Here is a 12,217-nt window from a genome sequence, read left to right on the forward strand (position 1 = left end):
TTGATCAGGCGAAGCTGATGTTCTGGTTGCGCAGCGGGAAGCTGCGGATGCGCTTTCCCGTCGCGGCGAAATAGGCGTTGAGCACCGCCGGCGCCGCAACGCCGATGGTCGGCTCGCCGACGCCGCCCCAGAATCCGCCGCTCGGTACCATCACCGATTCCACCTTCGGCATCTCGTTGATGCGCATCGAGTTGTAGGTGTCAAAATTGGTCTGCTCGATGCGGCCGTCCTTCACGGTGCAGCCGCCGTAGAACAGCGCGCTGAGGCCGTAGACGAAGGAGCCCGCGATCTGCCGCTCGACTTGCGCCGGGTTGACGACATAGCCGGGATCGGTGGAGGCGACGATGCGATGCACCTTGATCTTGCTGCCGTCGGTCACCGAGATCTCGGCGGCACCGGCAACATAGCTGCCATAGCCCATTACCTGCGCGATGCCGCGATAGACGCCCTGCGGCGCCGGCGTGCCCCAGCCGATCTTCTCGGCCACGGCGTTGAGCACGGCGAGATGCTTGGGGTGCTTGCCCATCAGCTTGCGGCGGAATTCGAGCGGGTCCTGCCCGACCGCGAGCGCCAGCTCGTCCATGAAGCATTCCATGTAGATCGCGTTGTGATTGACGTTGACGCCGCGCCAGAAGCCCGGTGGAACGTGCGGGTTGCGCATCGAATGCTCGACCAGCAGGTTAGGCACCGAATAGCCGATCGCGGCCTCGCCGGCTTGCGCGACGCCCTGGAACGCGGCGGGGTCCATGCCGTTCTGCAGCGCTTCCGGGCGCACCGAGAACAGGATGGATTGACCCGACAGCCGGTAGTGCAGCGCGACCAGGTTGTTGTCGGCATCGAAGGCACCGGTCAGCTTGCACTGCGTGATCGGGTGATACTTGCCGTGCTGCATGTCCTCTTCGCGCGACCACAGCAGCTTGATCGGCGTGCCCGGCATCTGCTTGGCGATCGCCACCGCCTGCCGCACATAGTCGGTCATGCCGCGCCGGCCGAAGCCGCCGCCGAGCATCAGCTTGTGCACGTCGACCTTCTCCGCCGGCAGGCCGGAGGCCTCCAGCGCCGCCGCGAACGCCGCCTCGCCATTCTGCGTGCCGCACCAGACCTCGCATTTGTCAGGCGTGTAGAGCACGGTGGCGTTCATCGGCTCCATCGTGGCGTGGTTCTGGTAGGGATAGCTGTAGATCGCCTCGACCTTCTTGGCAGCGCCGGCGATCGCCGCCTTGGCGTCGCCATTCTGGTTGCCAATGTAGGCCGGCTGCGCATTGTCGAGACCTTCGGCGAGCCACGTCGCGATCGTCTCGCTGGAGACCTTGGCGTTGGGGCCTTCGTCCCAGACAATCGGCAACGCATCCAGCGCGGTCTTGGCGTGCCACCAGGTGTCGGCGACGACGGCAACGGCGCTGTCGCCGACCTGCACCACCTTCTTGACGCCTTTCATGCCGGCGACCTTGGCCTCGTCAAAGCTCTTCACCTTGCCGCCGAACACCGGGCAATCCTTGATCGCGGCGTTCAACATGCCCGGCAGCTTGACGTCGATGCCGTAGACCATCTTGCCGGTGGTCTTGTCGACGGTGTCGAGCCGCTTCAGGCCCTTGCCGGCGATAGTCCAGTCCTTCGGGTCCTTCAGCTTGACGTCGGCCGGCGGCTCGAGCTTGGCGGCGGCTTCCGCGACCTTGCCGTAGGTCGTGGTCTTGCCCGTGGGCGTGTGGGTGATGACGCTGTTGACGGCCTTGCATTCCGAGGCCGGCACCTTCCACTCGTTGGCTGCCGCCTGGATCAGCATCACGCGCGCGGTGGCGCCGCCCTTGCGGACATAGTCCTGCGAGGTGCGGATGCCGCGGCTGCCACCGGTCGAGAAGTCGCCCCAGGCGCGCTTGCGGGCGACGCTCTGGCCGGGCGTCGGATATTCTGTCGTGACCTTCGACCAGTCGCATTCCAGTTCTTCGGCGACGAGCTGGGCGAGGCCGGTGAGCGTGCCCTGGCCCATTTCGGAGCGGGCGATGCGGATCACCACGGTGTCGTCGGGCCGGATCACGACCCAGGCGTTGACTTCAGGCGCGCCGTCGGCCGCGCGCACCACGGCGGGGCCGCCGAACGGCAGGTCGAGGCCGAGCGCGAGGCCGGCGCCGGCGGTTGCGGTGCCGATCACAAAGGCGCGGCGATTCAGTTTTGGCATGACGTGCTGGTTCATCGCTGCGTCCTTATGCGTTCGCGGCAGCATGGATCGCCTCGCGCACCTGCTGGAAGGTGCCGCAGCGGCAGATATTGGTGATGGCGTCGTTGATGTCGTCGTCGGTCGGCTTCGGATTGTCCTTCAAGAGCGCCGCGACGGCCATGATCATGCCGCTCTGGCAATAGCCGCATTGCGGCACGTCGCTGGCGATCCAGGCGAGCTGCACCTTGTGCATCACGCCGCCCGCCGCGAGACCCTCGATCGTGGTGATTTCCTTGCCGGCCGCTTCGCTCACCGTGACGCCGCAGGAGCGCATCGCGACGCCGTCGATATGCACGGTGCAGGCGCCGCATTGGGCGATGCCGCAACCGTATTTGGTCCCCGTCAGTCCGACGTTCTCTCTGATAGCCCACAACAGTGGCGTATCGTCCTCGACGTCTACAGTGATTGTCTTGCCGTTAATTTTGAGGTTTGCCATCGCGATCCCCTGAATGGTCCGATCCTCCGACCGGACTGCAGCGCGATGTTGGCCTTGAAACTGGAACGGTTCAAATCAAGAAAATGCGCTCGCAGCGCGAAAGAAAGTTGATGCTGTGGTGTTTGGCCGCGGACTGTGCGCGCCGCATACCTGTCATGACTTTTGCGGTGAAGCGACGGCCAAACGCAGGAAGCTCATGACGCTGCCGAGCGCGGCAAATCCGGCACCCAGCGCCAGCGCCACGGTGGCGCCCTCGCGGTCGGCCAGCGCGAAGCAGAGCGCGGCGAGGGCGGCGCCGGTGGTCTGCCCGGTCAGCCGCGCGGTCGCGACGATGCCGCTGGCGCTGCCGCTGCGATGCGACGGCGCGCTCGACATGATCGCCTTCATGTTCGGGGTCTGGAAGAAACCGAAGCCGATGCCGCAGATCATCGTGCGCCAGACGATGTTGGCGACGCTGGGCTCGGCCGGCAGGGTCGCGAGCAGCACCATGCCAAGTCCGAGCAGCAGCATGCCGATGCCGCCGAGAATGCCGGCCGGATAGCGGTCCGACAGCCGGCCGCCGATCGGCGCCATGAAGGCGACCACCAGCGGCCAGGGCGTCATGAAGAAGCCGGTCTCGACCTGCGAGCGGTGCAATATGTCCTCGAAGTAGAACGGCAGCGACACGAAGGCGAGGCCCTGCACAGCGAACGAGCAGACGGCGGTCGCGGCGGACAGCGCGAAGATCGGCCGCCGGAACAGGTCGATCGGCAGCATCGGCGCCGGATGGTCGGCATGCCGCCGGGTCAGGATCCATCCGAACAGGACGGCGCCGACAAGCTCGGCGATGACAAGCGCCGGCGCGGCCTTGTGCGCGGCGCTGCCGATGCCGATGATGAAGAGGCCGAGACAGGCGCAGGCCAGCGCCGCGCCGGCGAAATCGAAGGCGTGGGTGGCGCGCGGCGTTGTCGGCAGCGTCTTCATGCCGATCAGCAACGCGACGACGCCGAACGGAATATTGACGGCGAACAGCCAGGGCCATGGGCCGAGCGCGAGGATTCCGGAGGCGATGGTCGGCCCCAGCGTGAAGGCGGTCGCGACCACGAGCGCATTGTGGCCGAAGCCGCGGCCGTGCATCCGGCTCGGATAGACGAAGCGCACCAGCGCTGTGTTGACGCTCATCAGGCCGCTGGCGCCGAGCCCCTGCAAGGTGCGCGCAACCAGCAGACTCGGCAGCGACCACGCCAGGGCGCAGCCGAGTGACGCCAATGTGAACAGCAGAAGGCCGCCGAGATAGATTCGCTGGTGGCCGACGATCTCGCCGAGCGCGCCGAGCGGCAGCAGCGTCGCGACCAGCGCGATCTGATAGACGTTGACGACCCAGACCACTTCCGCAGGGCTGACATGCAGATCGCTCGCAATCGCCGGCAGCGCGATATTGGCGATCGCGGTATCGAGCGAGGCCATCGCCAGCGCCGTGAAGATCGCGGCCACCGCCCAGCGGCGGCGTTCCCAAGGCAACCCATCGGTGATCGGCGCCGTTGCCGCGGTGGTCGGGGTCTTCTCGAGCATGCCTGAAATGTCTCCGCGACCGCCATGTACTACGCCGGCATCCCGTTCCCCAGCCGCGCCATTGCATGATGCGTATGCGAAGCGGCCTTGCCGGAAGCGTCAAAAGTCCGGCCGCGGACCGAACAGATATCCCTCGATGGCGCGCAGCACCCGGCGGCTGGCCGCAGCCTGCGAGAGGTCGTTTTGAAGCGCGTGGTCGACCATGGCGCGGCTGATCACGATCAGATCCTCGATGGCGTCATCGTCGACGGGCCTTGCGATCTCACGACGATGCCGCGCCAGCAGGGCGGCGACCAGCTCCTTCAATTCGCCGGCCGCTGACGTGCCCGATGACGCCGCGCGCAGGCGATCCTCCTCGGCCTCCAGAATGCGATTGAGCCCGGCCCGCTCGGCATGCGCCTCGAGCTGGGCCCGAACGATCAGGTTGAGCGATGCCGTCAGGCTCTTGCCCTCGGATGCCGCGACCGCATCCCGTACTTTCGCCAGCAGCGCGTCCTCGAATCTGGCGATCAATGCCAGCGTCAGCGCGTCCTTGTTCGGGAAGTACTGGTACACCGAGCCGACGCTGATCCCGCCGCGCTCGGCGACCGCATTGGTGTTGTAGTCCTCGAGCCCGCCCGCTTCCAAAACGCGAGCCGCCGCTTCCAGAATCACCGCCACGGTTTCCCGCGAACGCTGCTGAAGCGGCTGTTTGCGGGCCTTTATGCGCCGCTTCGGCGGCATGGCGGGCGTCTCCCAAAACGCGAGTTGTGGAATATGAGCAATTACTCACATTATGGCCGTGAAAGGAGAACCGATCAATGGTGACACTGCAAACGACCTCGTCTCCCGTGCTTCCCGAGCACGAGGACGATCCGCACAGGTTTCATATCTTCGTCATGGTCAAGACCACGCGGCACTGGCTCGATCTGAAGACCGAGCAGCGTCTCGCCTTCCTGCACGAGGAGGTCATTCCCTTGCTCCGGCGTCGCCCGGAGCTGAAGGTGCGCTGGTTCGAGCCGGAGGCCTTCTCGACCAGGGCGACCGACGTCATGATCTGCGAGACCGATGACCTCTCGGCCTGGGCGTGGTTCTGCGACCACCTGCGCGAGACGAGGTTCTGGGACCACTATTTCGAAGTGCTCGACATCATGCCGGCGCTCGAAGGCAATTACCTTGCCTAGGATGCCGACGCCGGCCCGGATCGTTCCGGGCCGGCGTCCCGGCAGCCTGTGGCGACGCAACTGCGTCCCATCCACATCTGTCATCGCCCGGCTCGATGTTCAGCCCGGACAGATCACTGACGGGTGTTCGGAGACATAGCTGACACATCAACATTGGCTGGATTGGTCCGATTCGGGAGGCCGTCCATGCCTTGGAGTGAGGTGTCAGTGATGGATCACCCGCTTTCGCTTGCGCGGGTGATGACACCGAGTGGCTGTTTTGGCATCTCGAATTCCGCCGCACCCGCATCGTCGTCCCGGCGCAGGCTGGGACCCATAACCACCGATGCTGCTTATCGGGCGTGTTGGAACGACGAGTCCCGTTCAAGACATCCGCCGCGGAGTATGGGTCCCGGCCGTCGCCGGGACGACGGCGGTGGAGCAGCGTGCGAACGCGATCAATCGATTTCGTGTTCCCGCGGTGCGTCACAGAATCGCGCCGAAGCGACTTTCGGATAGCTTGCGTCACAGTCGCGATCGACTACCCTTGGTATACAAGCAGGCCCGGCGTCAGATCGGGCCGCAAGAGGGAACGGGCATTGCACGGACAGGCCGACCGGCGCAGCGAAGCCATGCGAAGCGCCAGCGAGGGGACTCGCCGCCGCGCGTTCACCGGCCTCTGGGTCGCGGCCTTGCTGGCGATCCTGACCTTCCTGGTCATCTATCCCGTCTTCATGCTGCTGCTCGGCGCGCTCACCGACACCAATCCGGTGGTCGACGGCATCCGTCTCAGCCTGAGCCATTTGTCGATCGCCAATTTCCTCGCCGTGCTGGCCAATCCGAACGTCGCCGAAGCGCTGCTCAACACGCTGATTGCCTGCGGCGGCGGCACGGTGATCGCGGTCGCGATAGGGCTCCTGTTCTCCTGGATCGTGGTGCGCACCAACACGCCGTTCAAGGGCTTCATCGCCGCGGCCAGCATCCTGCCGCTGTTCGCGCCGCCGCTGGTCGCGGGGGTGGCCTGGGCGATTCTCGGCTCGCCGAAGACCGGCTTGATCAACACGATGTTCAAGTGGATGGGCTCCGACCTGCGCGTCGATCTCTATTCGATGTGGGGCCTGGTGTTCGTGTTCGGCATCTACTACGCGCCCTATGTCTACATGTTCACCTCGTCGGCGCTGCGCAACATGGACCCGAGCCTGGAGGAGGCCGCGGAAATCTCCGGCGCGAGCCCGGTCGCGACCCTGTTCACGGTGACGTTCCCGCTGATCATGCCGGCGATCGTCTCGGGCATGCTGCTGTCCTTCATCGTGATGCTCGGCATCTACGGCATCCCCGCCGTGCTCGGCGCGCCGACCAACCTGAACGTGCTCACCACTTACATCTTCAAGCTCACCAACTGGTCGCCGCCGCTCTACAACACCGCGGCTGCGGTCGCGATCATCCTGATGGTGGTCACGGGGCTCCTGGTCTATCTGCAGCAGAAATTGCTGAGCGGACGCAGCTATACCACCGTCGCGGGCAAGGCGTTCCGGCCGCGCAGCCTCGATCTCGGCCCATGGCGCTGGCTCACCTTCGCGATCGGGATCGTCTACCTCCTCATCGTCGTGGTGCTGCCGTCGCTGGCGCTGATCGTCGCGGCGTTCCGCAAGTTCATGTTCATCCGCGACGTCGCGAGCCTGTTCGACATGCGGCAATATTCGCTGACGCATTTCGAGAGCATCTTCGACAATCCGTTGACGATGCGCTCGATCTACAATGCGGTCGAGGTCGGCGTCATCACGGCCGTTGTCGGCGGCGCGCTCGCCTTTGCGATCGGCTACACCATCCATCGCACCCGCGTCAGCGGACGCGGCGCCATCGACCTGATCTCGACGCTGCCGGTCGCGATCCCCGGGCTGGTGGTCGGCGTCGCCTATCTCTGGGCCTGGATCGGCGTGCCGGGCGGGCTCTACGGCACGATCTGGATTCTCGCGCTGGCCTTCATTGCGCGCTTCATGCCGGACACCGTGAAGGCGCTGTCGACCTCGTTCCTGCAAATCCACCGCGAACTCGAGGAGGCCGCCTGGGTCTGCGGCAAGGGCATGCTCGGCACCATCAGGACGATCGTGTTGCCGCTGGCGCGGCCGGGGGTGCTGGCGTCGATGACGCTGCTGTTCGTGCTGGCGATCCGCGAGCTCGGCTCGTCGCTGTTCCTGTACACCAGCAACACCATGGTGATGTCGGTGCTGCTGCTCGACTATTATGAGGGCGGCAATATCGGCAAGACCGCGGCCTTCAGCCTGGTGCAGACCGTGCTGCTCGGTGTCCTGATCGGCGGCGCCAACTGGCTGTCGCGCGGATCGGCGCAGGGCAACGTGGCGCGGACCGGATAACAACGAATAAGGGGAGGATTGCGATGGATAGACGAACCTTCACCACACTGGCCTTGGCAAGCGTGGCGACGCTTGCATTGGCGCCTGCGGCACAGGCGCAGGAGTTCGGCTCGGCGGAGTTGATCGCGGCGGCCAAGTCCGAAGGCAAGCTCGTCTACTACACCGCGAACTTCGCCGAGATCGAGCAGCAGGTCATCAAGGCCTTCAATAAGCGCTTTCCCGAGATCAAGGTCGAGATGGTCCGGGCGCCCGGCGGCCAGCTGATCACCCGCGTGAAGACTGAGGCCGCGGCCGGCAAGCTGATCGCCGACGTCGTCGACCATTCCGACCGCGCGCTGATGCAGCCGCTGGAAGACCTGTTCCAGGATTACGCGCCGCCGAACGCGGCCGATTACGATCCGCACGCGCTGATCTCGCCGAAATACTGGCCGCGCGCGACGATCGCCTGGTCGATCGCCTACAACACCGAGCTGGTGAAGGACCCGCCGAAATCCTGGATGGACCTGACCAAGCCGCAGTATGACAAATTGATCGGGCAGGTGTTCGCGCAGTCCGGCGGCACCACCTGGACGCGGATCATGTTCGAGCGCCAGGCGCTCGGCGAGGACTATTGGGCAAAGCAGGCCGCGACCCATCCGGTGCTGTATCCCTCCGGCGCGCCGACGGCCGATGCGCTGGTGCGCGGCGAGATCGCGATCGCGCCGCTGCTCTACAACGTGATCTACCAAAAGAAGAAGGACGGCGCGCCGATCGAGATCTTCTTTCCGCCCGAAGGCGCCCCGGTCAATCCCTACGCGACCGGCATTCCGAAGACGGCGGCCCATCCCAATGCAGCAAAGCTGTTCCTGAACTGGTGTCTGTCCAAGGAAGGACAGACCTTCATGATCAAGGAGCTTGGCAATCTCACATCCCTGAAGGCGCCGCCGGCATATCCGGAGGGGTTCGATCCAAAGGTGGTCAAGCTCTGGTATCCGAAGTTCGACGAGTATGTGAAGCTGCACGCGGCGTGGGTCGCGGACTGGGACAAGACGTTTGGCTACCGGCAATAGGCTGATGGTGCAGCGATGACGGCGACGCTCGAAGTCACCGATCTCAGGAAGCAGTTCTCGATCGGCCGCCCGGCCATCGACGGCGTCAGCTTTGGCGTGCCGGCCGGCGAGATCGTGGTGCTGCTGGGGCCGTCCGGCTGCGGCAAGACCACGACGCTGCGCTGCGTCGCCGGGCTCGAGCATCCGACCGGTGGCGAGATCAGCATTTCCGGGCGGGTGGTCTCCTCGCCGGCAAGCGGCATCCTCGTGCCGCCGCGTTCGCGCGATCTCGGCATGGTGTTCCAGTCCTATGCGGTGTGGCCGCATATGACGGTGCGGCAGAACGTGATCTATCCGCTGAAGCACCGCAAGATCGGGCGCACCGATGCTGCCCGCATGGTCGAGGAGGCGCTGGCGCTGGTCGGACTGTCCGACTATGCCGACCGGCCGGTGGTGGCGCTGTCGGGCGGCCAGATGCAGCGCGTCGCGCTGGCGCGCAGCATGGTGTACCGGCCGCAACTCCTCCTGCTCGACGAGCCGCTGTCGAACCTCGATGCCAAACTGCGTCTGCGGCTGCGCGACGACCTTCGCGTCATCCTCAAGCAGACCGGGATGACCGCGCTCTACGTCACCCATGACCAGGCCGAGGCGGTCGTGCTCGGCGACCGGATCGGGGTGATGCGCGACGGCAAGCTGCTGCAGATGGACACGCCCGACGTGATCTACAACCGTCCGGCCGATCTGTTCGTCGCCAATTTCACCGGCGCAACCAACGAGCTCGCGGGCACGCTCGTCACATGCAATGGCCGCTATGGCGTGGTCGATTTCGGTGACGGCCGGCGAGGCGAGGTCGCGCTGTGCCAGGCGCTCAAGCCCGACGAGAAAGTGCGGATCGCGCTGCGGCCCGAGAACATCGCGATCGGCCGGCCCGACGGCGCCAACACGTTCGCGGCAAAGGTGCTCGACCGCAGATATCAGGGCACCCAGACCGCCTACGGCATCGAGCTGTTCGGCAAACGGCTGGAAGCGATCGAGCTCGGCACCGCCGCGCGCCATCAGGTCGGCGTCGAGGCACAGGTCGCGTTGCCGCGCGAATGCCTGTGGGCCTATCGCGACAGCGGGCCGGCATCGCATGAGTAGAGCGTGGTATTGTCGCGTCGAGTGGCGAAGGGGCTGGGCTCCCTCGCCCCGCTCTTCGCGGGGAGAGGGTGGGGTGAGGGGCTGCTTCCGCGAATACAGTGATAGTTGCGTTTGCGAGGCTCTCCCTCACCCGGAACCCATCTAACGATGCATTCCGACCTCTCCCCGCACGCGGCAGGGGTGTCCGGGGAAATTCAGGCATAGCGGAGCTCCATCTGGTCAGGTGAGATGGTTGATTTCCGACGGCTGGGGTTGATGGGCGGAGGTTTGTCGATGGCAGCGAGGGATCGACGCGTGAGCAGGAGCTGGCCGACGAGTTCGGCGAACCTGAGCGGGAGCATTTTGATGCAGTTGGTGTGAGCGGCGATGCGCAGCAGCAGGTAGGCAATCATCGCAGCGAGCACCTGAAGGCGGATCGCGTTGTCGTTGGCGCCGAGGAACTTGCGAATATCGAGATGCTGCTTGATCCAGCGGAACAGCAGCTCGATTTGCCATCGGCTCTTGTAGAGGGCGGCGATCTCGACGGCGCTACGGGCAAGGTCGTTGGTCAGGAGTGTGATCTTGCCGCCTTTCTCGCGTCTGATCTTGATGCGGCGGAGCGGGATTGGAAGGCGCGAATCGCCCTTGCTGGTGAGCTTCACCTCGTCATCGGCAAGGATTTCGAAGCCATCCCCGTTACGCTTGCGGATGGCGCGATGCCTGAGCGAGCGAAGACGGATGCTCGTCTTCGCCCGGGTAACGAAGAAAGCCTTGCTATCATTGATCTTCTGCCACCAGTCGAAACGGCAATAGCCCTTGTCAAACACATAGGTGGTGGCGGGCTGGATTGGGGTCTGTCGGCCGATCTCGATGTCATTGACGTTCGCGGCCGTCATCTCGACGCAGGTCGGGACATCGCTCCTTGGGTCGTAGACGACATGCAGCTTCATGCCGCGGATGCGGCCGTTCCACGTCGCCCAACTGCAGACCTTGCCGAGCGGGATCGGACTGGCGTCGATCAGACGCACCATCTCCATGCCTTCACTCCGCAGCTGGCGACGCGCCATCGCCGACAGCGCCGCAAAGGTTTGCGCGAAAATGCCGATCGGATGGCGGGCATTGGCATCGGACAACGTCGAGCGCGACAGCTTGCCGGTTCCCAAGTGATAGTGATGCTGCGAATTGGCGTTGAAGCCAGTCACCACCCCGCGCAGACTGCTGTTGCCGCTAAGCTGGGCATAGATCAGCGCCACCAGATGATCCCAGCTCCTGAACGACTTGTCGTAGGCATCCCCGTCCAGACGATCCACAACCGTCTGAAACTGCCGTCGATTGATCGGTTCAAGCAGCCTTCCAAAAATGCTACCGCGATATCGCATGCTCGGCCCTCTGTGTCTCGACAACCAGAAAAGACCGATTTGCCTCGGTCCTGCCGAGCATGCACCGCGACACAGTGAATCATTCCCCGGACACCCCTGCGCACGCGGGGGCGAGGTGAAGCGGCGGCCGTCGCGTGGCGCGATGGCAGGCAGCCCGTGCCACCAGCGCGCCGCCTAACCTTCCTCCACCAGCGCGCGGATGCTGCGGGCGAGTCCGAGGATGCGCGGACCGCATTCGCGCTCGATCTGCTCGGCGCTGAAGCGGAAGGAGGGGACGCCGCAATTGACCGACAGGCATTCGCCGGTCGGCGTCCGATAGAGCGGGGCGGCGACGCCGAAGATCTCGCGCCGCCATTCGCCGAGCGAGACGGCAAAGCCGCGCTCGCGGCACAATTCGATGTCGGGCAAGGTGCGCTTCTGCACGTAATCGAATTCGTCGGGGCGCTCGGCCTTGACGCGCGCGACATAGGCGCCGAGTTCGTCCTCGGTGAACAGCGACAGCAGTGCGTGCCCGACCGCGGTCGGCGCCAGCGTGCTGACAAAGCCGACGTCGGGCACGTGCGGCGCGGTATCCATCGTGCGCAACGTCTCGACATAGATGAAGTCGATCCCGAACGGCATCGCGATCGACACCGTGCCGCCGGCATAGGTCGCGAAGTCGCGCATCAGCGGACGTGCCAGCTGGCGCACCTTCAGCGCGGACAACACAGGATAGGCGGCGGCGAGCGCGCCCAGCCCGAGCACGAAGCGGCCCTTGGTGTCGCGCCTGAGATAGCCGAGCTGCTCGAGCGTGTAGGTCAGCCGCGACACCGTCGGCCGCGACAGGCCGGTATGCAACGCGAGTTCGGCGTTCGACAGCGAGCCGGGATGACGGCGAAACGCCGCCAGTACATCGAGCCCATGCGCCAGGGTGGTCGCAAAGGACGGGTCCGCCTGAGTCTCGGCAGGGGAAGATGCTATCATACGGAATAT

10 protein-coding genes are annotated in these 12,217 nt (G+C 65.1%); 4 read left to right on the forward strand and 6 right to left on the reverse strand.

The genetic code is table 11. The features are described 5' to 3' along the window. Positions 1-4: 4 nt before the first annotated feature. The 4 genes from ACVMB1_RS04525 to ACVMB1_RS04540 all read right to left on the reverse strand — a co-directional run bounded on the left by ACVMB1_RS04525 (position 5) and on the right by ACVMB1_RS04540 (position 4,925). A complete protein-coding gene (locus ACVMB1_RS04525) occupies positions 5-2,191 on the reverse strand; it encodes a xanthine dehydrogenase family protein molybdopterin-binding subunit (protein ID WP_076827216.1) in 2,187 nt (728 codons plus the stop codon). Between the two features lie 10 nt (positions 2,192-2,201). Further along, positions 2,202-2,651 carry a (2Fe-2S)-binding protein gene (locus tag ACVMB1_RS04530; RefSeq protein ID WP_016846497.1) on the reverse strand — a complete coding sequence of 150 codons (450 nt, stop codon included), beginning with the start codon at positions 2,649-2,651 and terminating at the stop codon, positions 2,202-2,204. A gap of 153 nt (positions 2,652-2,804) precedes the next feature. Continuing rightward, positions 2,805-4,202: an MFS transporter gene (locus ACVMB1_RS04535; RefSeq protein WP_076827063.1), complete on the reverse strand. Its 1,398-nt coding sequence runs from the start codon at positions 4,200-4,202 to the stop codon at positions 2,805-2,807. A 99-nt stretch (positions 4,203-4,301) separates the two neighbouring features. Next, on the reverse strand, positions 4,302-4,925 hold the full coding sequence (locus tag ACVMB1_RS04540) for a TetR/AcrR family transcriptional regulator (RefSeq protein WP_076827061.1): 624 nt from the start codon (positions 4,923-4,925) through the stop codon (positions 4,302-4,304). Between the two features lie 77 nt (positions 4,926-5,002). Here ACVMB1_RS04540 and ACVMB1_RS04545 point away from each other — a divergent pair, with 77 nt between their 5' ends. From ACVMB1_RS04545 to ACVMB1_RS04560, 4 genes are all read left to right on the forward strand, one after another. After that, positions 5,003-5,365: a darcynin family protein gene (locus tag ACVMB1_RS04545; protein WP_016846500.1), complete on the forward strand. Its 363-nt coding sequence runs from the start codon at positions 5,003-5,005 to the stop codon at positions 5,363-5,365. Positions 5,366-5,976: 611 nt separating this feature from the next. Next, complete coding sequence (locus ACVMB1_RS04550) at positions 5,977-7,719, forward strand: ABC transporter permease (protein ID WP_050385128.1); 1,743 nt, start codon at positions 5,977-5,979, stop codon at positions 7,717-7,719. Positions 7,720-7,742: 23 nt separating this feature from the next. Further along, entirely contained in the window at positions 7,743-8,768 is a 1,026-nt protein-coding gene (locus ACVMB1_RS04555; protein WP_244558777.1) for an ABC transporter substrate-binding protein, read from the forward strand. Positions 8,769-8,783: 15 nt separating this feature from the next. Further along, positions 8,784-9,887 (forward strand): ABC transporter ATP-binding protein, encoded by a 1,104-nt coding sequence (locus ACVMB1_RS04560; RefSeq protein WP_456814106.1) that lies wholly within the window; start codon positions 8,784-8,786, stop codon positions 9,885-9,887. Positions 9,888-10,081: 194 nt separating this feature from the next. Here ACVMB1_RS04560 and ACVMB1_RS04565 read toward each other — a convergent pair whose 3' ends face one another. Continuing rightward, positions 10,082-11,245, reverse strand: a complete 1,164-nt coding sequence (locus ACVMB1_RS04565) for an IS4 family transposase (protein WP_456814107.1) — start codon at positions 11,243-11,245, stop codon at positions 10,082-10,084. Positions 11,246-11,419: 174 nt separating this feature from the next. Continuing rightward, the gene (locus ACVMB1_RS04570; protein WP_076827055.1) at positions 11,420-12,208 is read right to left on the reverse strand and encodes an IclR family transcriptional regulator; all 789 of its coding nucleotides are present in this window, start codon (positions 12,206-12,208) and stop codon (positions 11,420-11,422) included. Positions 12,209-12,217 lie beyond the last annotated feature (9 nt).

The organism is Bradyrhizobium sp. USDA 4504 (assembly GCF_054063995.1).

Excerpts from the sequence above, each read along its gene's own strand:
- ACVMB1_RS04565 (WP_456814107.1), bottom strand. The coding sequence starts at position 11,245 with ATGCGATATCGCGGTAGCATTTTTGGAAGGCTGCTTGAACCGATCAAT.
- ACVMB1_RS04550 (WP_050385128.1), top strand. The coding sequence starts at position 5,977 with ATGCGAAGCGCCAGCGAGGGGACTCGCCGCCGCGCGTTCACCGGCCTC.
- ACVMB1_RS04545 (WP_016846500.1), top strand. The coding sequence starts at position 5,003 with ATGGTGACACTGCAAACGACCTCGTCTCCCGTGCTTCCCGAGCACGAG.
- ACVMB1_RS04525 (WP_076827216.1), bottom strand. The coding sequence starts at position 2,191 with ATGAACCAGCACGTCATGCCAAAACTGAATCGCCGCGCCTTTGTGATC.
- ACVMB1_RS04560 (WP_456814106.1), top strand. The coding sequence starts at position 8,784 with ATGACGGCGACGCTCGAAGTCACCGATCTCAGGAAGCAGTTCTCGATC.
- ACVMB1_RS04540 (WP_076827061.1), bottom strand. The coding sequence starts at position 4,925 with ATGCCGCCGAAGCGGCGCATAAAGGCCCGCAAACAGCCGCTTCAGCAG.
- ACVMB1_RS04570 (WP_076827055.1), bottom strand. The coding sequence starts at position 12,208 with ATGATAGCATCTTCCCCTGCCGAGACTCAGGCGGACCCGTCCTTTGCG.
- ACVMB1_RS04555 (WP_244558777.1), top strand. The coding sequence starts at position 7,743 with ATGGATAGACGAACCTTCACCACACTGGCCTTGGCAAGCGTGGCGACG.
- ACVMB1_RS04535 (WP_076827063.1), bottom strand. The coding sequence starts at position 4,202 with ATGCTCGAGAAGACCCCGACCACCGCGGCAACGGCGCCGATCACCGAT.
- ACVMB1_RS04530 (WP_016846497.1), bottom strand. The coding sequence starts at position 2,651 with ATGGCAAACCTCAAAATTAACGGCAAGACAATCACTGTAGACGTCGAG.